The organism is Pyxidicoccus sp. MSG2 (assembly GCF_026626705.1).
In the GTDB taxonomy this organism is placed as follows: domain Bacteria; phylum Myxococcota; class Myxococcia; order Myxococcales; family Myxococcaceae; genus Myxococcus.
Genome location: NZ_JAPNKC010000001.1, coordinates 12,492,055 through 12,514,733, shown reverse-complemented (window position 1 = coordinate 12,514,733; position 22,679 = coordinate 12,492,055). Strand labels below are relative to the sequence as shown.

The 22,679-nt window shown below is 71.4% G+C and carries 3 protein-coding genes; all 3 read right to left on the bottom strand.

The genetic code is table 11. The features are described from left to right. Nucleotides 1–40 precede the first annotated feature (40 nt). Entirely contained in the window at nt 41–20,194 is a 20,154-nt protein-coding gene (locus OV427_RS47460) for a non-ribosomal peptide synthase/polyketide synthase (RefSeq protein WP_267862874.1), read from the bottom strand. Between the two features lie 23 nt (nt 20,195–20,217). Beyond that, a complete protein-coding gene (locus OV427_RS47455; protein WP_267862873.1) occupies nt 20,218–20,928 on the bottom strand; it encodes a cupin domain-containing protein in 711 nt (236 codons plus the stop codon). 64 nt (nt 20,929–20,992) lie between these two features. Then, a complete protein-coding gene (locus OV427_RS47450; RefSeq protein ID WP_267862872.1) occupies nt 20,993–22,654 on the bottom strand; it encodes a class I adenylate-forming enzyme family protein in 1,662 nt (553 codons plus the stop codon). Nucleotides 22,655–22,679: the final 25 nt, after the last annotated feature.

Sequence of the window (22,679 nt, the reverse complement as noted above, 5' to 3'; positions counted from 1 at the left end):
TACGGCTTACGAGCGGGGACGCGGGCGCACGTTCGCTCCTCTATCGCGAGGCCTTCAGCGCATCGCGGAGCCACCCGGCCAGCTCGCGCACCGCCGGAGCCCGCAGCAGGGTGTAATGGTCGCCGGTCAGCAGATGCCGCTCGAGGCTTTCACCCACCAGCTCCGTCCAGCCACCGTCCTCGGGCAATCCCTCCGCGCTGTCCGTTGCCTTGAAGAGCACCGTCCGGCCTTCGCCGGTTGGAGCCATGTAGTGCCGCGAGGCGTGCAGGTTGGCCTCGAAGACGCGGAATAGCGCCCTCACGTGCTCGGAGTTCCTCCCAGGAGGCAGGACTCCCGCGCCCGCCGCCAGCTCCAGCAGCCGCTCCAGCATCGCCTCCGGCTCCAGGCCCGCCAGCGGCGTCAGGTCCACGCTCAGCTCAGCCAGGGACGTCCCCAGCAGGTCTCTCGCGAACATCGCCGCCAACCGCACCCGGTCCGGCTCTGGCTCCTTCGCCACCGTTGCCGTCGGGACGTAGGAGTCGATGAGTGCCAGCAGGGCCACCTGCTCGCCGCGCTCGCGCAGCTGTCGCGCCATCTCGTAGGCGATGACGCCACCCATGGACCAGCCGCCCAGGTGGTAGGGCCCGGACGGCTGCACCGAGCGCAGGGCCTTCACATATTCGGAGGCCATCTCCTCGATGGAGCCCAACGGCTGGCTGCTGCCATCCACACCTCGCGCCTGCAGGCCGTAGAAGGGCTGTTGCGGCCCCAGCAGCCGAGCCAGCTCGGCGTAGCACAGCACGTTGCCTCCCACCGGGTGCACGCAGAAGAAGGGCCTGGCGTCACCGGTGGCTGGCACTCCGAAGGGCACCAGGGGCGAGAAGACCCCCGGGTCCTCCCGGCGCAGCAGCGCGGCGAGCTGCTCCACCGTGGGCGCCTGGAAGAGCGCGGCCAGCGGCAGATGGCGGCCCGTCGCTTCCCGCACCGCGGCCATCAGCCGCACGGCCAGCAGCGAGTGGCCTCCCAGCTCGAAGAAGTTGCCGTGCACGCCCACCGGCTGCACGCCCAGCACCGACTCCCACAGCCGCACCAGCTGCAACTCCAGTGCGTCTCGGGGCGCCAGCAGGGTCGCGGCAGGCACTTCGGCCCGCTGCGGTGCGGGCAGCGCCTTGCGGTCCACCTTGCCGTTGGCATTCAGCGGCAGGGCCGGCAGCACCACCATGGCCGAGGGCACCATGTATTCCGGCAGCCGCTCCTTGAGGGCCGTCCGCAGGGCGGAGGTGTCCAGCTCGGACGTGCCGGAGGCCACCAGGTACGCCACCAGCCGCTGGTCGCCCGGCACGTCCTCGCGTGCCATCACCACCGCGTCCTTCACCGACGCGTGCGTGCGCAGGATGGCTTCGATTTCGCCCGGCTCGATGCGGTAGCCGCGCACCTTCACCTGGAAGTCCAGCCGGCCCAGGTACTCGAGCGTGCCGTCCTGCCTCCAGCGCGCCTTGTCTCCGGTGCGGTACAGCCGTGCGCCGGGCTCGGTGCCGAAGGGGTTGGGCACGAAGCGCTCGGCGGTGAGGTCCGGCCGGCCCAGGTAGCCGCGCGCGAGGCCTTCACCCGCGAGGTACAGCTCTCCCGGCACGCTCAGCGGCGCCAGCTGCATCCGCTCGTCCAGCACGTATGCCTGGAGGTTGGGCAGCGGCCGGCCGATGACGGGCACCGGCACCGCGGACTGCTGCACGCACCAGCTCGTTGCGTACACCGTGCACTCGGTGGGGCCGTAGGCGTTGAAGGTCTTCGTGCGGGCCGTGCGCGACAGCGGCTGCCACAGTCCCTCGCCCATGGCCTCGCCCGCGCACACCACCATGCGCGGCACGTAGGCCTTCTCCAGCAGGCCCGCCTGCAGCAGCAGCGTCAGCTGGGCGGGCGTGCAGTCCAGCACGTCCACCTTCTGCTGCTCCAGCCACGCCAGCATCGCCTCCGGGTCCTTGCGGGTGTCCTCGGGCACCAGGCACAGGCAGTGGCCGTCCACCACGTGGAGTATCTGCTCCATGGAGACGTCGAAGAAGAGCGGTGCGTTGACGCTGAAGCGCAGTGTCTCCGTCTGGCCTGCATGGAGGGCCTGGGCGGTGGCCGCTCGCAGGTGCAGCCACGAGTGGTGCTGCACCATGACGCCCTTGGGCCTGCCGGTGGAGCCCGAGGTGTAGATGACGTAGGCGAGGTTGTCCGCGGTGGCCGACGCCGGCACGTTGTCCCGAGGCAGGGCTGCCAGCGTTGCCGCCTGGGTGTCGAGGCACACCCGATGCTTCACCTGGGGCTGCCATGCGTCGGCCAGGTGCTGCACGGTGAGCAGCACGGAGGCTCCGCAGTCCTCGAGGACGAAGGACCTGCGCTGCGCGGGCGCCGCCGGGTCGATGGGCACGAACGCGCCACCGGCCTTGAGCACCGCCAGCAGGGCGATGATGGCGTCCTGCGTGCGCTCCAGGCACAGGCCCACACGCATGTCGGGGACAACTCCCAGTGAGCGCAGGTGCCAGGCGAGCTGATTCGCGCGGGCGTTGAGCTCGTGGAAGGACAGCGCCAGGTCCCCGAGCTGGACGGCCGGGGCCCGCGGCGTGCGGACCGCCTGCTGCTCGAAGAGGGTGTGGAGGCACGCCTCGCGCGGGAAGCTGGCCGTGGCTGCGTTCCACTCCACCCGCAGGCGTTGGTGCTCCTCGGCCGTGTGCAAGGCAATGGCGGACAGCGCCGCGTCCGGTGCGGCCAGGGTCCCCTCCAGCAGGAGCCGGAGGTGCGACATGAGGCGCTCGGCGGTGGAGCGCTCGAACAGCTCGGTGCTGAAGACGAGCCCGCCGCGGTAGCCGTCCGCCGTGCGCGTCAGGCTCAGGCTCAGCTCGAACTGGGCGGCGTCGGCGTCGACCTCCACGCTCCGCGGCGTGAGGCCGGGCAGCGCCAGCTCCGTGCGCGGCGTGTTCTGCAGGACGAACATCGCCTGGAACAGCGGCGCGCGGCTCAGGTCTCGGGCGGGCTGCAGCTCTTCCACCAGCTTCTCGAACGGCACGTCCTGGTGTTCGTAGGCGCTGAGCGTGGTGTCACGCACCTGGGCCAGCAGCTGGCGGAAGGTGAGCTCCGGGGTGAAGCGGGCGCGCAGCACCAGGGTGTTGATGAAGACGCCAATGAGGCCCTCGGTTTCCGCGTGACGGCGGCCGGCGATGGGCGAGCCCACCACCACGTCCTCCTGGCCCGAGTAGCGCCGCAGGAGGGCCTGGAAGGCGGCCAGCAGCACCATGAAGGGCGTGGCGCCCTCGCGCTTCGCGAGGGACTCCACCGCTTCGCTGAGCCCGGACGGTAGCGCCACCTGCACCGAGGCGCCCAGGTTCGAGAGGACCGCGGGCCTCGGCTTGTCGGTGGGTAGCTCCAGCGCGTGAGGAGCGCCGGCGAGCCGTTGCTTCCACCAGCCGAGCTGCGCCTGGAGCGTCTCGCCGTGTAGCCAGGAGCGCTGCCAGACCGCGTAGTCGGCGTACTGCACGGGCAGCTGGGGCAGCGGCGAGGGCTGGTTGTGGAGGAAGGCCTCGTACAGGGCCGCCAGCTCACGCACCAGCACGCCCATGGACCAGCCGTCGGAGATGCTGTGGTGCATGCACAGCAGCAGCACGTGCTCGCCGGGCGCCAGCTTCAGCACCGTGGCGCGCAGCAGCGGGCCCGCTGCCAGGTCGAAGGGGCGCAAGGCGTCTTCGGTGGCCAGGCGCCGGGCCCGGGCCTCTTGCTGCTCGGAGGGCAGCGCGCTCAGGTCCACCACCTGCATGGGCTGCAGCGCGGTGGGGTGGATGACCTGCCGGGGCTCGTCGCCTTCGGACTGGAAGGTGGTGCGCAGCGCCTCATGGCGGAGCACCAGCGCCTCGAACGCGCGCTGGAGTGCTGACAGCTCGAGTGTGCCCTCCAGGCGCAGGGCGGTGGGGATGTTGTAGGCGTGGGAGCCCGGCTGGAGCTGGTCGATGAGCCACAGGCGCTGCTGGGCGAAGGAGAGCGGCAGTGGGCTGGTGCGAGGCACGGGCACCAGCGGCGGGAGCTGCACGCCGTCCCGGGCACGCCAGGCGGAGTCGATGCGAGGAGCGAGCGCGGCGATGGTGGGCGCCTCGAAGAGGGCGCGCACGGGCAACTCCACCGAGAAGGCCTTGCGCACGCGGGAGACCACCTGCGTGGCCAGCAGCGAGTGGCCGCCCAGCGCGAAGAAGTCCTCCTCGACGCTGACCTTCTGAAGCCGCAGCGCCTCGGCCCAGATGGAGGCCAGCGCCTCCTCGGTGGGAGTACGCGGGGCCACGAAGGCGGTAACGGAGGCAGTGGAGGTGTCCGGAGCGGGCAGGGCCTTCCTGTCCACCTTGCCGTGGGTGTTGAGCGGCAGGGCCTCCAGGGCGACGAAGGCCGAGGGCACCATGTACTCGGGCAACTTCCTCAGCAGCGTGGAGCGCAGCGCGGCCGTGTCCACCGCCTGGCCTTCGGCGGTGACGAGCCAGGCGACGAGGCGCGGGTTGCCGGGCGCGTCCTCGCGGGCGAGCACCACGGCGCGACGGACTCCCGCCACTTCCTCCAGCGCGGCTTCGATTTCACCTGGCTCGATGCGGAAGCCACGCAGCTTCACCTGGAAGTCGATGCGGCCCAGGTACTCCAGCTCGCCATGGGCCAGCCAGCGCACCTTGTCGCCGGTGCGGTAGAGGCGCTCGCCCGGGGTGGAGCTGAAGGGGTGGGGGATGAACTTCTCCGCCGTGAGCTCGGGCCTGCCGAGGTAGCCGCGAGCCACGCCGGCGCCGCCGATGAGCAGCTCACCGGGGACACCGGTGGGTACCGGCTGCATGCGCTCGTCCACCACGTACACCTGCACGTTGGCCAGCGGGCCGCCCAGGGTGGGTTGGCCCGGAGCGCCGTGCACCGCACGCGCCGTGGTGTCCACGGTGCATTCGGTGGGGCCATACACGTTGAAGCAGCGGATGTACGGGTGGGCCGACAGCTTCGCCCACATCGCTTCGTCCACCGCCTCGCCGCCCACCAGCACGCGCAGCGGACGGCTGGAGCCCAGGCCCTCTTCCAGCAGCAGGCGCAGGTGCGAGGGCGAGCAGTCCAGCACGTCCACGCCGTGCTTCTCCACCCACGCCTTCAGCATCGCGACGTCTTCGCGTGCCGTCTGGGGCACCACGCACAACGCATGGCCGTCGGCCACCTGGATGAGCTGCTTCACGGAGGCATCGAAAGACAGCGGCGCGTTGAGGCTGACGCGCAGCGCACCCTCCACGTCGGAGTACACGGCGGAGGCGAGCGCGGCGCGCAGGTTCATCACCGAGGCGTGCTGCACCATGACGCCCTTGGGCCGGCCGGTGGAGCCCGAGGTGTAGATGACGTAGGCGAGGTGCGCGGGCGCGGTGACGCGAGACGGGTTGGCCTCGGACTCGCGTGAGAGTGCTTCGCTCACGTGCGAGTCATCCAGGTCCACGGCCTCCACGGAAGCGCCTTCGAGCCGCGGCTTCAGGTGGCTCTGGGTGAGGGCCAGTCGCGCACCACAGTCCTGGAGCATGAAGGCCAGACGCTCACGCGGGTAGGCGGGGTCCATGGGGACGTAGGCACCACCGGCCTTCAGGATGGCGAGCACGGCCACCACCATGTCCACGCCGCGCTCCATGCACAGGGCGACGCGCACCTCCGGGCCGACGCCGTGCGCGCGCAGCCAGTGAGCGAGTTGGTTGGCGCGGCGGTTGAGCGGACCGAAGGAGTGCAAGGCCGCGTCATCAAGAACAGCGAGCGCGTCCGGCGTGCGTGCCGCCTGGGCCTCGAAGCGCTCATGCAGGGCGCCGTCCCAGGGCAGCTCACGGCGCGTGTCGTTCCACCGCACCAGCAGCTGCTCGCGTTCGGAGGCGGGTAGCAGGGGCAAATCACCCACGAGGGTGCCGGGCGCGGAGACGGCGGCCTCCAGCAGCGTGCGCAGGTGCTCCACCATCCGGACGATGGTGGGCTGCTCGAACAGGTCCGTGCGCCAGGCGAGCGTACCGGCCAGCCCCCGCGGCGTCTGGGCCAGGGAGAGATTGAGGTCGAACTTCACCGTCTGAAGCGCCGCGACCACCGGGCGCAGCTCCAGCGGCGCGGTGCTGCCCGGTCCTCCCTCCACGCGCACGGCCTCGTCCGGCGTGTTCTGCAGGGAGAACATCACCTGGAACAGGGGCGAGTGGCTCAGGGTGCGCCGGGGCTGCAGTTCCTCCACCAGCTTCTCGAAGGGGACGTCCTGGTGCTCGTATGCGGCCAGGGTGGTGGCGCGCACGTGGGCCAGCAACTCGCGGAAGGAGGCGTGAGGTGCCACGCGCGCGCGCAGCACCAGGGTGTTGACGAAGAAGCCGATGAGGCTTTCCGTTTCGCCACGTGTGCGGCCGGCGATGGGCGAGCCGATGGCGAAGTCGTCCTGCCCCGAGTAGCGCGCCAGCAGCACCTGCCAGACGGCGAGCAGGGCCATGAAGGGCGTGAGTCCCTCGCGCTGGCACAGGTCCAGGAGCGCCTGCGTCAGCGCTCCGGACAGCACCACCGGCTGGTAGGCCCCGCGGGACGACTGGACGGCCGGTCGCGGCTTGTCGCCAGGCAGCTCCAGCACGGGCGCGGTGCCGGCGAGGTTCTGGCGCCAGTAGCCGAGCTGCCGCTCCAGCACTGCGCCCTTCAGCCAGCCGCGCTGCCACGCGGCGAAGTCCGCGTACTGGATGGGCAGGGACGGCAGTCGGGGCTCGCTCCCGGAGGTGAAGGCGCCATACAGCGCGGCCACCTCGCGCACCAGCACGTCCATGGACCAGCCGTCCGAGACGATGTGGTGCATCGTCAGCACCAGCACGTGCTCCCGCGCGTCCAGCCGGAACAGCACCGTCCGCAGCAGCGGCCCGTTCGTCAGGTCGAACGGGCGCTGGGCCTCCTCGGAAGCCAGACGACGGGCCTCGGCCTCACGCTCCCCGGGGGGCACGGAGCCCAGGTCCACCACCGGCAGCGGCAGCTCCGTCGCCGGGAGGATGCACTGCATGAGCTCGTCGTCGTGAGCGGTGAAGACGGTGCGCAGCGACTCGTGGCGCTCCGCGAGCGCGGTGAAGGCCTTCTCCAGCGCCTTCACGTCCAGGTTCCCGCGGAGGCCCAGGACGGTGGGAAGGTTGTAGACGGAGCTGCCCGGCTCGAGCTGGTCGATGAGCCACAGCCGCTGCTGGGCGAAGGACAGCGGCAGCGGGCCGGTGCGGGGCACGGGGACGATGGCGGACGCCCTGGGCCCCTCCACGCGCAGCGCGACGTCGATACGGCGCGCCAGGCCCGCCAGGGTGGGCTCCTGGAAGAGGTCGCGCAGGGGGAGCTCCACCCCGAAGGTGGATCGGATGCGGGAGGCCAGCTGGGTGACCAGCAGCGAGTGGCCGCCCAGGGCGAAGAAGCTGTCCTCCGCGCCCACGCGCTCCACGCGCAGCAGTTGGGCGAAGAGGCCGGCCAGCAGCTCCTCGGTGGGAGTCCGGGGCGCCTGGTAGTGGTCCGCCGCGCTGGCGTCCGGCGTGGGCAGGGCCTTGCGGTCCAGCTTGCCGCTGGGTGTCAGGGGCAGGGCCTCCAGCTCCACGAAGGCGGAGGGCACCATGAACCCGGGCAGCCGCGCGGCGAGCGCGGTACGCAGGGCCTGGGTGTCGAGCCCGCCCGGTGTGGCCGCGACGGCATAGGCCACCAGGCGCTGCTGGCCGGGCACGTCCTCGCGCACCAGCACGGCCGCGTCCTTCACACCGGTCTGCTGCTGGAGGGCTGCTTCGATTTCGCCCGGCTCGATGCGCAGGCCGCGCAGCTTCACCTGCGAGTCGGTGCGGCCCAGGTACTCCAGCACGCCGCCTTCCATCCAGCGCACCTTGTCTCCGGTGCGGTACAGGCGCGCTCCCGGCGTGGCGCTGAAGGGGTTGGGGATGAAGCGCTCCGCGCTCAGGTGCGGCCGGCCCAGGTAGCCCCACGCCAGGCCCTCGCCGCCCAGGTACAGCTCGCCCGGCACCCCCGTGGGCACCGGCCTCAGGTGCGTGTCCAGCACGTACGCCTGGGTGTTGGCCACGGGCCGGCCGATGGGCGCGACGGGTCCGGACACCGTGCCCTCCACCCGCCAGAAGGTGGCGTCGATGGTGGTCTCCGTGGGGCCGTAGGTGTTGACCAGCTGCACGGTGGGCAACACCTGGCGCACGCGCGGCAGCACGTCCGCGGGCAGCGCCTCTCCGCCGGGGATGAGCCAGCGCAGGCTCGCGGCCTGACGCAGGCCGGGCTCGTCCAGCAGGACCCGCAGCAGCGAAGGCACCAACTGCATGGCGGTGATGCCGTCGCGAACCAGGCACTCCACCAGCGCGGGTGGATTGCGCTGGGCGTCGGCGGGAGCCAGCACCAGCGTGGCACCGGTGAGCAGGGCGCCGAAGAGCTCGGCGACGGAGGCATCGAAGCTCAGGGAGCTGAGCTGGAGCATCCGCTCGCCGGGGCCCAGGGCGTAGGTCGTGCGCATCCACGTGGCGTGGTTGGCCAGCGAGCGGTGGGAGAGGACGGTGCCCTTGGGCTGGCCGGTGCTGCCGGAGGTGTAGATGACGTAGGCGGCGCTTTGTGGGGGAACCGGGACGCTCAGCGCGCTCCCGCCGGAGGGGGCGACCCACCCGGCGTCGAGGTAGAGCACCGTGGGCCCCTCGGGCAGCAGGTCGCGCAGGTGCTGCTGGGTGAGCAGCACGGGGGCGGCGGTGTCCTGGAGCATGAAGGCCAGGCGCTCGCGCGGGTAGGCGGGGTCCAGAGGCACGTAGGCGGCGCCGGCCTTGAGCACGCCGAGCAGGGCCACCGGCAGCTCCAGCGAGCGTTCCATGCACAGCGCCACCAGGGTGCCCGGATGCACGCCCAGCGAGGCCAGGTACGCGGCCAGCGCGCTGGAGCGCGACTCCAGCTGCGCATAGGTGAGCAGGCCTTCACCATAGACGGCGGCGGGTAGCTCGGGGGTGCGCGCGGCCTGGGAGGAGAAGAGGTGGTGGACGCAGGTGTCCGCTGGGAAGTCCGTGGCGGTGGCATTCCACTCCACCAGCAGCCGATGCTGCTCGGCTTCACCCATCAGCGGCAGCGAGGCGATGGACTGCTCTGGCCGGGTCACCGCCGCCTGGAGCAGGATTCCCAGGTGCTCCACCATGCGGTCGATGGTGGCCGCCTCGAACAGGTCCGCGTTGTAGGTGAGGCTTCCCACGAAGCCCTCGGGGCGCTCCGACAGGGTGAGGTCCAGGTCGAACTTGAGCTGCGGGTCGGCGGCCTCGAACGGCCGGAGGCGCAGGCCCGGAAGCTCCAGCGTTTCCTCGGGCAGGTTCTGGAGGGAGAACAGGACCTGGAAGAGCGGCGAGTAGCTCAGGCTGCGCTCGGGCTTGAGCTCCTCCACCAGCTTCTCGAAGGGGATGTCCTGGTGCTCGTAGGCCGCAAGCGTCGTCTCCTTCACGTCCCGCAGCAGCGTGGTGAAGGAGGCTCGCGGATCGATTCGCGAGCGCAGGGCCAGGGTGTTGACGAAGAAGCCGATGAGGCCCTCCGTCTCCGCGCGGTTGCGGCCGGCGACGGGAGAGCCGATGACGACGTCGTCCTGGCCGGAGTAGCGGGAGAGCAGGGCCTGGAAGGCGGCCAGCAGCGTCATGAAGGGCGTGGCGCCATGACGCCGTGAGAGGGCCTTGAGCGCCTCGGAAAGCTCCGCGGGGAGGGCGACGGGCCGCGAGCCGGCGTTGCGCGACTGGACGGAGGGGCGGGGCCTGTCGCCAGGCAGCTCCAGCAGGGCCGGGGCGCCGCCGAGCTGGCGCTTCCAGTAGTCCAGCCGCAGCGTGAGCGCGTCACCCCTCAGCCAGCCTCGCTGCCAGGTCGCGTAGTCGACGTACTGCACGGGCAGCGGAGGCAGGTGCGCCTGCGTGCCCGTGACGCGTGCCGAGTACAGCGCTCCCAGCTCGCGCACGAGCACGCTCATGGACCAGCCGTCGGAGACGATGTGGTGCATCGCCGCCAGCAGCACGTGCTCCTGCTCCGCGAGCCGGAACAGCATGACGCGGAAGATGGGGCCCGTGGACAGGTTGAAGGGGCGCGACGCTTCCTCGCGGACCCGCCGCCAGGCCTCGTCGTGGCGCCCTCCGGCGGGCAGCGCCTCCAGGTCCACCACGGACAGGGGGAGGCTCGGGGGCGGATGGATGCGCTGGACGGGCTGGCCCTCGCTCGAGGCGAAGGTGGTGCGCAGTGCCTGGTGGCGCGTCACCACCTGGGCAATGGCGTACTCCAGGGCGGCCACGTCCAGTGCACCCTCCAGGCGCAGCGCGACGGGCATGTTGTACAGGGCGCTGCCGGGCTCGAACTGGTCGATGAACCACAGCCGCTGCTGGGCGAACGACAGCGGGAACGCGTCCTGGTGGGGCGCGGGAACGAGCTCCGGGACGCGAGGCTGTCCGTGGGCCCGGCGCGCGGCATCCACCCGCTCGGCCAGGGCGGCGAGGGTGGGGGCCTCGAAGAGGGAGCGCAGGGGCAGCTCCACGTCGAACGTGGCACCCATGCGGGAGAGCACCTGCGTGGCCAGCAGTGAGTGACCTCCCAGGTCGAAGAAGTCGTCGTGCCGGCCCACGGCGGGCACGTGCAGGACTTCGCGCCACAGCTCCGCCAGCTGTTCCTCCACGGGAGTCGCTGGAGGCGCATGCTCATGCTCGGACTGGAGCCGTGAGACGTCCGGCGTGGGCAGGGCCTTGCGGTCCACCTTGCCGTTGGGCGTCAGGGGCAGGCCGGGGAGCACGGCGATGGCCGCAGGCACCATGTGCTCGGGCAGCCGCTGCTTGAGGGCCTGGCGCAGCGCGGCCACGTCCAGCGTCTCGCCCTCTTCGGCCACCACGTAGGCGACAAGCCGCATGTCCCCGGGTGCGTCCTCACGCACGGTGGCCACGGCCTCGCGCACCGACGGGTGCTGGAGGAGCGCGGACTCGACCTCGCCCAGCTCGATACGGAAGCCGCGCAGCTTCACCTGCGCGTCCAGGCGGCCGAGGTACTCCAGCGTGCCGTCCGCCAGCCACCGCGCCCGGTCCCCGGTGCGGTACAGGCGGGCGCCGGGCTCGGGGCTGAACGGGTCGGGAGTGAACTTCTCCGCCGTCAGCTCCGGCTGGCCCAGGTAGCCCCGGGCCACGCCCACGCCGCCCACGCACAGCTCGCCAGGGACGCCGGGAGGCACCGGCCGCAGCGCCGCGTCCAGCACGTACGCCCACACGTTGGCCCACGGCCGGCCGATGGTGAGCCGCTCCCCGGGCCGCAGCTGCTCGGAGACGGTGGCGCACACGGTGACCTCCGTGGGGCCGTAGGCGTTGAGCATCCGCACACGGGATCCCCAGCGCTGCACCAGCTCCGGCGTGCAGGCCTCGCCCGCGGAGACGAGTGTCTCAAGGGAGGGGAAGTCCTCCGGCGTCAGCTGTGCCAGCACCGAGGGCGTCAGGGTGACGGCGGTGAGGGCCTCCTCCCGCAGCAGCCCTCGCAGGGGCGCGCCGGGCATCAGCCGCTCGCGCGGCGCGAGCACCAGCGTGGCTCCGGCCATCAGCGCGCCGAAGATCTCGAACACCGACGCATCGAAGCCGAAGGCGGCGTACTGGAGGACGCGGCTGCCGGAGTGGAAGCCCTGTGCGCGCGCGGCGTTGAGCGCCGTGTTGCACAGGCCCCGGTGCTGCAACAGCGTGCCCTTGGGCCGGCCCGTGCTGCCCGAGGTGTAGATGACGTAGGCCAGGTTGCCGGCGTGGGTGAGGCTCTCGGGCGCGGTGCCCGGTTGCGCCTCGATGAGGGGCGCATCCACGTCCAGCAGCACGAGCTGCCCGCCGCCGGAGGGCAGCTCATCCGCGAGGGCCTCGGTGGTGACGAGCACCGGGGCGGCACTGTCGCGCAGCATGTACGTCAGCCGCTCCACGGGGTAGCTCGCGTCCAGGGGCACCCAGGCGCCGCCGGCCTTGAGGATGCCGAGGATGGCCACCACCGTCTCCAGCGAGCGCTCCACGCAGAGCGCCACGGGGACGTCGGGCCGCACGCCCAGCGCGCGCAGGTGGTGCGCGAGCTGGTTGGCGCGGGTGTCGAGCTGCACGTAGGTGAGCTCCTTGCCCTCGAAGCGCACGGCGGTGGCGTGCGGGGTGCGTGCCACCTGGGCCTCGAAGAGCTGGTGCGCGCAGGCCTCACGCGGGAAGTCGCGCGAGGTGGCGTTCCACTCCACCAGCACCTGGCGCTGCTCGGCCTCGTCCATGAGGGGCAGCGCGGACAGTGGGGCCTCGGGCGAGGCCGCCGCGGCCCGGAGCAATGTGCCCAGGTGCCGCACCAACCGGTCGATGGTGGCCGCCTCGAACAGGTCCGTCCGGTACTCGCAGCCACACTCCAGGCCCCGCGCCGTCTCCGAGACGCTCAGGGTGAGGTCCAGGCGGGAGGTGCCCGAGTCCACGGACTCGCCGCGCAGGGTGAGTCCGGGCACCGTCAGCTCGGTGGCGGGCTGGTTCTGCAGCACCAGCTTCACCTGGAACAGCGGGGCTCCTTCCTGGCCGCGCTTGGGGTTGAGCGCCTTGACCAGCTCCTCGAAGGGGAGGTCCTGGTGCGCGTACGCGCCGAGCGTGGCCTCCCGGACGCGGCCCAGCAGCTCGCGGAAGGACGGGTTGCCACCCACCCGAGCGCGCAGGGCGAGCTGGTTGATGAAGAAGCCGATGAGGCCCTCGGTCTCCGCCCGGTTGCGGTTGGCGATGTCCGTGCCGACGACGAAGTCCTCCTGGCCCGAGTAGCGCGACAGCACCACCTGGAAGCCCGCCAGCAGGGCCATGAAGAGGGTGGTGCCCTCGTGGCGGCACAGCGCCTGGAGCGCCCCGGCCAGCTCGCGCGGCAGTACGCGCCGGTGGATGGCGCCCCGCAGGCTCGCCACCGCGGGCCGTGGGAAGTCGGTGGGCAGCTCCAGCATGGAGGCCGCGCCGGTGAGGTGCTCGCGCCACCAGGACAGCTGCTCCTCCAGCGCCTCGTCGCGCAGCCAGCCGCGCTGCCACACCGCGTAGTCCGCGTACTGCACGGGCAGTTCGGGCAGCGGGGAGGGTGTGCCCTCCTGGAAGGCCGCGTAGAGCGACGCCAGCTCGCGCACCAGCACGCCCATGGACCAGCCGTCCGAGGCGATGTGGTGCAGGTTGAGGAGCAGCAGGTGCCGCGAATCGAAGACCCGCAGCAGCATGGCGCGCAGCACCGGGCCCTGCTCGAGGTCGAAGGGACGTCGGGCCTCCTGGTGGGCCAGGCGCCGGGCCTCGGCCTCGCGTGTGTCCCCGGGGAGCGCGGACAGGTCCACCACCGGCAGGTGGAACGGCGCGGGAGGATGGATGACCTGGACGGGACCGCTGGCCTCCGTCTGGAAGGTGGTGCGCAGCACCTCATGGCGGCGCATCAGCTCCGTCAGCGCGTGCTCCAGCGCGCCCGCGTCCAGCGTGCCCTCCAGCCAGAGCGCGGCGGGCATGTTGTAGAAGGGACTTCCCGGCTCCAGTCGGTCGAGGAACCACAGGCGCTGCTGCGCGAAGGACAGCGGCAGCGGACCCTCCCGGCGGGCCCGCACCAGCGCGGGCACGCGGGTGCCAGAGGTGGAGCCCTGGAGACGCTCCGCGAGGGCGGCCACGGTGGGCGCCTCGAAGAGGGTGCGCACGTGGAGCTCCACGTTGAAGGCGACACGGATGCGGGCCACCAACTGCATGGCCAGCAGCGAGTGGCCTCCCAGCTCGAAGAAGTCGTCCCGCCGGCTCACGGTGCGCACGCGCAGGACGTCACGCCACAGCTCCGCCAGCCGCTGCTCCATGGGACTGGCCGGCGGCTCCTCCTCTCGCGCGGGCGCAGAGGGCCGCGCGGCATCCGGCACGGGCAGGGCCTTGCGGTCCACCTTGCCGGTGGGCGTCAGCGGCAGGGTGGGCAGCACCACGAAGGCCCCGGGGACCATGTACTCGGGCAGGAGTTGCTGCACGTGCACCCGCAGCGCGGCGGTGTCCGGCATGGAGGTGCCGCCCATCACCACGTAGGCCACCAGGCGCTTGTCACCGGGCACGTCCTCGCGCACCGCCACCAGCGCGTCCTTCACGGATGCGTGCGCACGCAGCGAGGCCTCGACTTCGGCCAGCTCGATACGGAAGCCGCGCACCTTCACCTGGGCATCGGCGCGGCCGAGGAACTCCAGCACTCCGTCCCCGCGCCAGCGCGCCAGGTCTCCGGTGCGGTACATGCGCGCGCCTGGAGCGGCGCTGAAGGGGTTGGGGATGAAGCGCTCGGCGGTGAGGGCCGGCTGCTCGACGTAACCACGGGCCACGCCATCACCACCGATGAGCAGCTCCCCGGTGACGCCCACGGGCGCCGGCTGGCCCGAGGCGTCCAGCACGTACACCTGGGTATTGCCGATGGGCTTGCCGATGGGCACGGAGGTGCCCACGTGGGCGACGTCCGACATGCGGTGGCAGGAGGCGAAGAGGGTGGTCTCGGTGGGGCCGTAGCAGGCCGTGACGGGAATGCGCAGCTCCTCCAGCACCCGCTTGACGTGCGGGGCGGAGACGACGTCGCCGCCGGTGAGCAACTGGCGCACGCCGCGAAGGGCCCCGGGGTGGCTGTCCACCACCTGGGTGAAGAGGCCCGCCGTCAGGTGCAGCGTCGTCACCCCGTGCTTCACCAGCACCGACTCCAGCTCCTGCACGTCGGAGGGCGAATGCGGTGGGAAGACGACGAGGCGGCCGCCATGCAGCAGCGGACCCCAGAGCTCCAGGGTGGAGGCGTCGAAGGAGATGGGGGCGATGAGCAGGAACGTCTCGTCGGGCCCCAGGTGCGCGTAGTCGACACCGAAGAGGGTGCGAAGCACGGAGGCCTGGGTTGTGCCCACGCCCTTGGGGCGGCCCGTGCTGCCCGAGGTGAAGTCGATGTACGCGAGGCTCTGGGGCAGGGCCGCCAGGGGCGGCGCGTGCACCGGCCCACCCGCGAGGGAGACCTCGTCCAATACCACGGTGGCCAGGCCCTTGGCGGGAAGCTTCTCCAGCAGCGCGCGGGTGGTGATGAGCACGCGCGGGCGCGAGTCCTCCATCATGGCCGCCAGCCGCTCACGCGGGTAAGCGGTATCCAGCGGCACGTAGGCGCCGCCGGCCTTGAGGATGGCCAGCAGTGAGACGATGAGCTCCACCGAGCGTTCCAGCGCCATGGCCACGCGCGAGTCCGTGGACACACCCAGGCTGCGCAGGTGATGCGCGAGTTGGTTGGCGCGCGCGTCGAGCTGCCGGTAGGTGAGCTTCACGTCACCGAATTCCACGGCCACCCTGTCGGCGTTGAGTGCCACCACCCGGGAGAAGACCTCGGGGAGGGTGGAGTCGCGCGGGTACTCGGTGGTGGTGGCGTTCCACTCCACCAGGAGCCGCCGGCGTTCCTGAGCGGGCAGCACCTCCATCTGGTCGACTGGCGTTTCGGGGGAAGCCTCCAGCAGTGCCACCAGGCTCTGTACGGCCATCTGCATGGACTCGCAGATGCGCTGCGGCATCACCGCCCCCGACGCCACCTGCGCGATCAGGCCGAAGCCTTCGCCGAGGTCATCGACCCCCAGGGTCAACGGGTAGTTGGTGCGCTCCTCGGTCTCCAGCACCTGGACCCGCAGCCCGCCCTCTTCGGGCTGGCCAGCACCGTCCTGAACCACGTTGTGCCGGTAGTTCATGAGCGCCGTGAACAAGGGCGCCTGCGCCGGCAGTGCGCTGCACCGCTGTGCCAGCGCAAGCGAGGCATGCTCATGCTCCAGCAACCGGGTGAGACCGCGGTGGGCGCGCAGCAGGCTCTCGCGCACGCCTTCTCTGCCCAGCCAGATGCGGATCGGCAAGGTGTTGATGAATGGGCCGAGGGCCTGCTCGGCCCCCGCGCCGCCCTGCATGCGTCCGAACAGCACCGTGCCGAACACCACGTCGGCGCTTCGCCCCGAACCGCGCGCCAGCACCTGGGCCCACGCCAGGTGCATCAGGCTGGCTGCGCTGACACCTGCATGCCGCGCCTGCTGCCGCACGCGCCGCGCCAGGTCCGGCTCCAGCATCAGCCGCGCCTCGGTAATGCCGACACCTTCGCCCCGCGTGTCGATGAGGCCGAACGGCACCGTGGGCTCTTCCACATCCCCCAGCATGGCCTTGAAGAACGCCTCGTGTTCGGCCTGGGGCACGCGCCGCGCAAGGGCCACGTAGTTGCGAAAGGGCACGGGCTGCGCCAGCAGCTCGCGCCGGCCCGCGAGGATGACCAGGATCTGCGCCACCATCAGCCGCAGCGAGGTGGCGTCGTCAATCAAGTGGTGGAACAGCACCTGCAACAGCCAGCGCCCGTTCGCCGCATCGTGCGCGACCGCACAGCGCAGCAGCGGCGCCTTCCGGAGGTCGAGCCGGTAGTGCCGCGGATCGTGCCGCGCACGCAATTGCCCGGCGATATCGCCTTCAGCACCCGCCAGCTCCAGCTCGTCCACGGCAAGGCGAGCACGCCGCCACACCACCTGCACTGGCTCGCGCAAGCCCTGCCACAGCACCGCGGTGCGCAGGATGTCCTGCCGGTCCACGACCTCCTGGAACGCGGCAAGAAAGCGCTCCAGCTCCTTGCGCTCCGCGAAAGCCAGCATGGCTTGCTGCAGGTAGGCGTCGCCCTGCTGCGCCATCAGGTGATGGAACAGGAAGCCTTCCTGCAGCGCCGCCAGCGGATAGATGTCCTGCACGTTGGACACGCCGCCAGGCACGCACGCCACGATGGCGTCGATCTCGTCTTGTGACAGCGACACCAGCGGCAGCAGCTCCGGCGTGATCGCCTCGCTGTCCGGCGTGATGCGGTTCGGCGGAACGCTGTCATCGCCGGCTGCCGCGTTCGCCCGCGCGGCCAGCTGCGCAAGCGTCGCCGAGGCGAAGATGCCGTGCACGTCCACAGCCAGCCCGTCGCGCCGGAGCGCATCGATCATGCGCACCGCCAGCAGCGAGTGGCCACCCAGCGCGAAGAAGTTGTCCTCGCGGCCGATGCGCTCCATGCCCAGCAACCGGGCCCAGACGGCGGCGATCTTCTCCTCCACCACACCGCGCGGTGCCTCGTAGGCACGGCGCGACACGGCGCCGATATCGGGCGCTGGCAGGGCCTTGCGGTCCACCTTGCCGTTCGGGCTCAGGGGCAAGGCCTCCAGCAGCACGTAGTGCGCCGGCACCATGTACTCCGGCAGGCGGCTCGCCAGCGCGTCACGCAACTCCGCCGGCGCTGGACGCGCTCCCGGCTGCGCCAGCACGTAGGCGACCAGGCGCTGGTCGCCGGGAGTGTCCTCGCGCGCCAGCACCACCGCGTCACGCACGCCGGGCCGGGTGGCCAGCGCCGCCTCGATCTCACCCAGCTCGATGCGAAAGCCCCGGAGCTTCACCTGGTGGTCGATGCGCCCCAGGTAGTCGATGCTGCCGTCGGGCAGGTACCGCGCCAGGTCCCCGGTGCGGTACATGCGACTGCCGGGCGCGCCGAAGGGGTTGGCGATGAAGCGTTCGGCGGTCAGCTCCGGCCGGTTGACGTAGCCGCGCGCCAGGCCGATGCCGGCGATGTAGAGCTCGCCCGCCACGCCCGGCGGCACCGGGTTCAGGTGCCGGTCCAGCACGTGCATCTGCGTGTTGGCGATGGGCCTGCCAATGGGCACGCGAGCCAGCGGCGATCCAGGCCGGCAGGCCCAGAAGGTCACGTCCACCGAGGCCTCGGTGGGGCCGTAGAGGTTGTGCAGCTCCACGCCGGGCAGCAGCCAGAAGAAGCGCTCCTGTAGCTCCCTGGGCAGGGCCTGGCCGCTGCAGACCACGCGGCGAAGGCTGGCGCATTGCGCGGCGCGGCCCTGGCCCAGGAACACCTCCAGCATCGGTGGCACGAAATGCAGGGTGGTGATCGCCTCGCTCGAGATCACCTCGCGGAGATAGGCCGAGTCCTGGTGGCCGCCGGGCCGGGCCATCACCAGCCGCGCGCCGTACAGCAGCGGCCAGAAGAACTCCCACACCGACACGTCGAAGCTGAACGGCGTCTTCTGCAGCACGCGGTCGTCGGCGCCGAGGCCGTAGGCCTCCTGCATCCACTGCAGGCGGTTGACGATGCCCGCGTGCGGGATGCCCACGCCCTTGGGCCGGCCCGTGGAGCCGGAGGTGTAGATGACGTAGGCCAGGTGCAACGGGCCGGCGCCGGACGCTACGGGCGTGGCCGGTTCTCCTGCGATGCGCGGCCAGTCGGTATCCAGCAGGAGCCTGGGGATGGCGGTCGCGGGCAATGCGTCGCGCAGGCTCGCCTGCGTCAGCACCAGCCGCGCACCACAGTCCTCCAGCATGAAGGCCAGCCGCTCGGCCGGGTAGCCGGGGTCCAGCGGCACATAGGCGCCGCCAGCCTTGAGGATGCCGAGCAGTCCCACCACCATCTCGAGGCTGCGCTCCACGCACAACGCAACCAGGCTGTCCGGGCCGACGCCGTGCACGCGCAGCACGTGGGCCAATTGGTTGGCGCGCGCATCGAGCTGGGCATACGTCAGGTTGCGGTCTTCGAAGACGAGCGCCACGCGCTCGGGCGTGCGCATCACCTGGTCCTCGAACAACTGCGCCAGCGTGCCGCCTTGTGGAAAGTCACGTGCGGTGTCGTTCCACTCGAACAGGATGTGGCGTCGCTGTGCCTCGCTCAGCAGCGAGATGTCCGCAAGTGGCCGGTCCGGCTCGGCCGCCGCGGCTTCGAGCAGCGCGCGATAGTGGCCGGCGAGCTGGTCGATGGTGCCGGCCTCGAACAGGTCGCTGGCGTACTCGACCACTGCCTCGAGGCCCCCCGCGCTTTCCATCAGGAACAGCGACAGGTCCAGCTTGGAGGCCCGGGACGCGACAGCGCCGCCGTCCAGCCGGCTCAATTGCAGGCCCGGCAGCTGCAAGCCCTCCTCGGGATAGTTCTGCAGCGCGAACTGCACCTGGAAGAGGGCAGGGCGCGAGAGGTCGCGCACCGGGTTGAGCGCCTCCACCAGCTTCTCGAACGGCAGGTCCTGGTGCGCGTAGGCCTGTAGCGCCGTCTCCTTCGCCCGCGCCACCAGCGTGCGAAACGTCGGGTCTCCCGACACGTCGGTGCGCAGCACCAGCATGTTCACGAAGAAGCCGATCAGCCCTTCGGTGCGCCGGTCCGTGCGGCCGGCCACTGGCGTACCGATGACGATGTCTTCCTGCCCGCTCCAGCGGGCAAGCAGGTGCTGGAAGGCCGCCAGCAGCACCATGAACAGCGTGGCTCCCTCCGTGCGCGCCAGCGCCTGCAACTGCCCGGTCAGCGCCCTGGGCAGGGTGAACGACACGCTCGCGCCGCGGAAGCTCTGCACCGGCGGGCGTGCATGGTCCAGCGGCAGGTCCAGCGCGGCGGGCGCGCCCGCGAGCCGCTGCTTCCAGTAGGTGACCTGCCTTTCCAGCGCCTCGCCCCGCAGCCAGTCGCGCTGCCACAGGGCGTAGTCGGCGTACTGCACCGGCAGCTCCGGCAGCGGCGACTCCCGGCGCTGGGCATATGTGGCGTACAGCAGGCCCAGCTCGCGGACCAGCACCCCCATCGACCAGCCATCGCTGACGATGTGGTGCATCACCACCACCGCGACGTGCTCCTCCGGCGCCAGCCGCAGCAGCAGTGAGCGGAACAGCGGCCCTTGCGCCAGGTCGAAGCGCTGGCGCACGAAGGCGCTCGCCTTTTCCAGTACAGCCCGCTCGCGCTCCGTCTCACCTGGTGAGGACAGGTCCTGCCGCTGCGGCACGAAATCGCCGGGCGCGTCGATCACCTGCGTGACTGTGTCCTGCCCGGCCACGAAGCGCGTGCGCAGGGACTCGTGCCGGCGCACGATTTCCGCGAGCGCCCGCGCGAAGGCGCGGTCGTCGAAGTGGCCCGTCAGACGCAGGCCGCTGGCGATGTGGTAGGCCGTGCCCAGATTCTCGAGGCGGTCCAGCAGCCACAGCCGCTCCTGCGCGTACGAAAGCGGCAGGTGTTCGGGCCGCGGCCGCGCGCTCACCAGCGGGGCTGCCTGCGCACCCGCCGCCTGCCGCAGGAAGTCCACCAGCTCGGCCTTGCACGCGCGCAGCTGCGCGAGGCGCTCCTGCGTCATCGCGCCCCTGGGCGCCTGGTAGCGAAGCTCGCCGCCTTCCAGCCACAGCCGCACGCCGTCCTGCCGCAGCGCGGCCAGCAGTGCCTGCACCGCGCGCATGTCTGCCCCAGGGACCACGTGTGTCATTTGGTCCGGATCTCGTCGATCAGGCGGGCCGACAGGCCATTGACCATGGTCCGGTTGATCATCGGGTGCGCTTCGTGCGTGGGGCCGAAATCGCTATCCGGGTGGTAGGCGACCACGGCCATTTCGGAGTCCGTGGTGCGGAAGGCGTGCGGGCCTTCGGCGCGAATCACGAACACACGGCCCGGCATGAGCGGGATGACCTCGGTGGGCGTGACGCAGGCGCCGTGCCCGCGAATCACCATGCCCACGCGCATCGACGGATGCGTGTGCTGCGTCTGGTCGACCCCGGGCGGGAAGTACAGCAGGTTGAAGCAGGCGTCGCCCATCATCACCGGCGGAATCAGCAGCGAGTCGGTGCAGCCGTCGATGTACTTGAGACGCCCGCGCGCCTCCACCGGGCCGCCCACCTGGAAGAAGCCGTTGTAGCCCAGCCGGGAGATGGCGATGCCCCGGCCGCTGCCGTGCACCACGGCCTCTCCGGGCGCGGAGAAATACATGCCGCCGCGCAGCTTGAACGTGCCGGCGGCATGCTCCAGCGTCAGCGTGCCGTCGTAGACGTAGCCGATGTGCGTGGCGCCGGCCGGCAGCTGCAGCCGGTCTTCCGACCAGGCCCATAGCTGGGTGGAGAACGTGTCGTCCTTCATGTCCGCCAGCAGGCCGTGCGAAAGCGGAAAGGGAATGAAGCTGTCTTGGTGAAGGGTGTGCATGAGGTGGTGCTCCGGTTGAGACACGGGGGCGGTGTTTCGGATTGCGCCGGGAGGGTCTGGGGTGTCAGGTGCCCACGATGGGGTCATTGCCAAAGTTGCGCCTGGCGTAGGCCTGGAACCGCTGCGCCAGCACGGCGCGCTTGACCTTGCCGGTCGGCGTCGCGGGGATGGGGTCGGCGCCGAACAGGACGACGCGCGGTCGGTAGCGGACGGAGCAGGCCTTCACCGCGTCCAGCACCTTTCTTTCGTTGTCGGGCGTGCGGGGCACCACGAGGTACAGGCCGATTTCCTCGCCCGCCGCCTCGTTGGGAAACCCCGTCACGGCGAAGCGGCCGACGGCGCGCAGCGCCTCCAGCTCGGCCTCGACGGCCAGCGGCGAGAGGTTCTCTCCGTAGCGGATGACGATTTCCTTCTTGCGGCCGGTGACGAAGATGTAGCGCTCGCCGCCGACCAGGGCGAAGAAACCCAGGTCGCCGGTGCGCAGCGCGCCCTCGCCCAGGGCCGCCTCGGTCGCATCCTCGGCATCCCAGTAGCCGCGCATCAGGGTGTGGCCTGTCACCACGATCTCGCCTTCCTCCTCGGTGCCGGCGGGCGAGCCGTCCGCGCGGCGGATGCCGATGTCGCAGCCGAACAGGGCCGGGCCGATGCTCGGCACCGCCCAGTGGCCCATGGAGCGCTCCAGGTCGGCGTCCGGGATATCCCAGGGAATGGTGGCGGCGAAGTTCACGCATTCGCTCAGGCCGTAGCCCTGGTGGATGGGGATGCCCGTCTTGTCGACGAACTCGCGCGCCACCGTCTTGGGCAGAGGCGCGGCGGCCGAGGTCACGTACTTGAGGTCGGGCAGCGTGGTGCGCGGCACCGGCATGCGCGAGAGCACGCGGATGATTTCCGGCACGAGCGAGATGACGTCCACGCGCTCCGCACGCAGGATGTCCCAGACCGCCGCGCCCGGCAGGCCGGCGCTGAGCACGACATGGCTGCCCGCGTAGAGCGAGGCCACCATGGAGAAGCCGAAGGCGTTGGCGTGGAACAGCGGCAGCACGCACATGTGCACCCGGCGCCGCGCCAGGTCATGCACCCGCGCCAGGCCCTCCGCGTTGACCAGCAGGTTGTAGTGGCTCAGGCACACGCCCTTGGGCGCGGACGTGGTGCCGGAGGTGAACAGGATGACCGCCGGGTCGTCGGGCATCACGTCGCGCGCCGGCCACTCGAAGCCCGCGTCGACGTCGGCCGCGAGCGGCAGGGCCGGCAGCGCCACCATGCCGCCCGGCCTGGCCGCGAGCAGCTCCGCCGACACCTCGCGGCCGGTGACCACGAGCCGGGGTGTGACCTTGTCGGCGATGAGCTGCAGCACGCGCGGCGATTCGGTGTTGCTCACCGGCACCGTCACCGCGCCCAGCGACATCAGCGCCAGGTGCGTGGCGAAGGCCTCCGGGCTGTTGGCGGACAGCACGATGACGCGGTCGCCGCGCGTGATGCCGTGCCCCCGCGCGAACCACTGCGCGAGCGCACGGACCTGGCTGCGCAGCTCGGCGGCGTCGAAATGCAGCGCGCGCCGTTCCGCCTCGTACCAGGTGAGCGCCGGCCCGCCGTGTGCCGGCATGCCCGCCAGTACCTGGGGCAGGGTGGTCCTCTCGATCAACCGGTCTTCCGGGCCGCCGCCGCGGTAGCCACGCGCGGCGGCGTGGCGCGACAGCGGCGGGATGGTCGATGCGACATCGCTCACGGGTTTCCTCCCGACATTGCGTTCC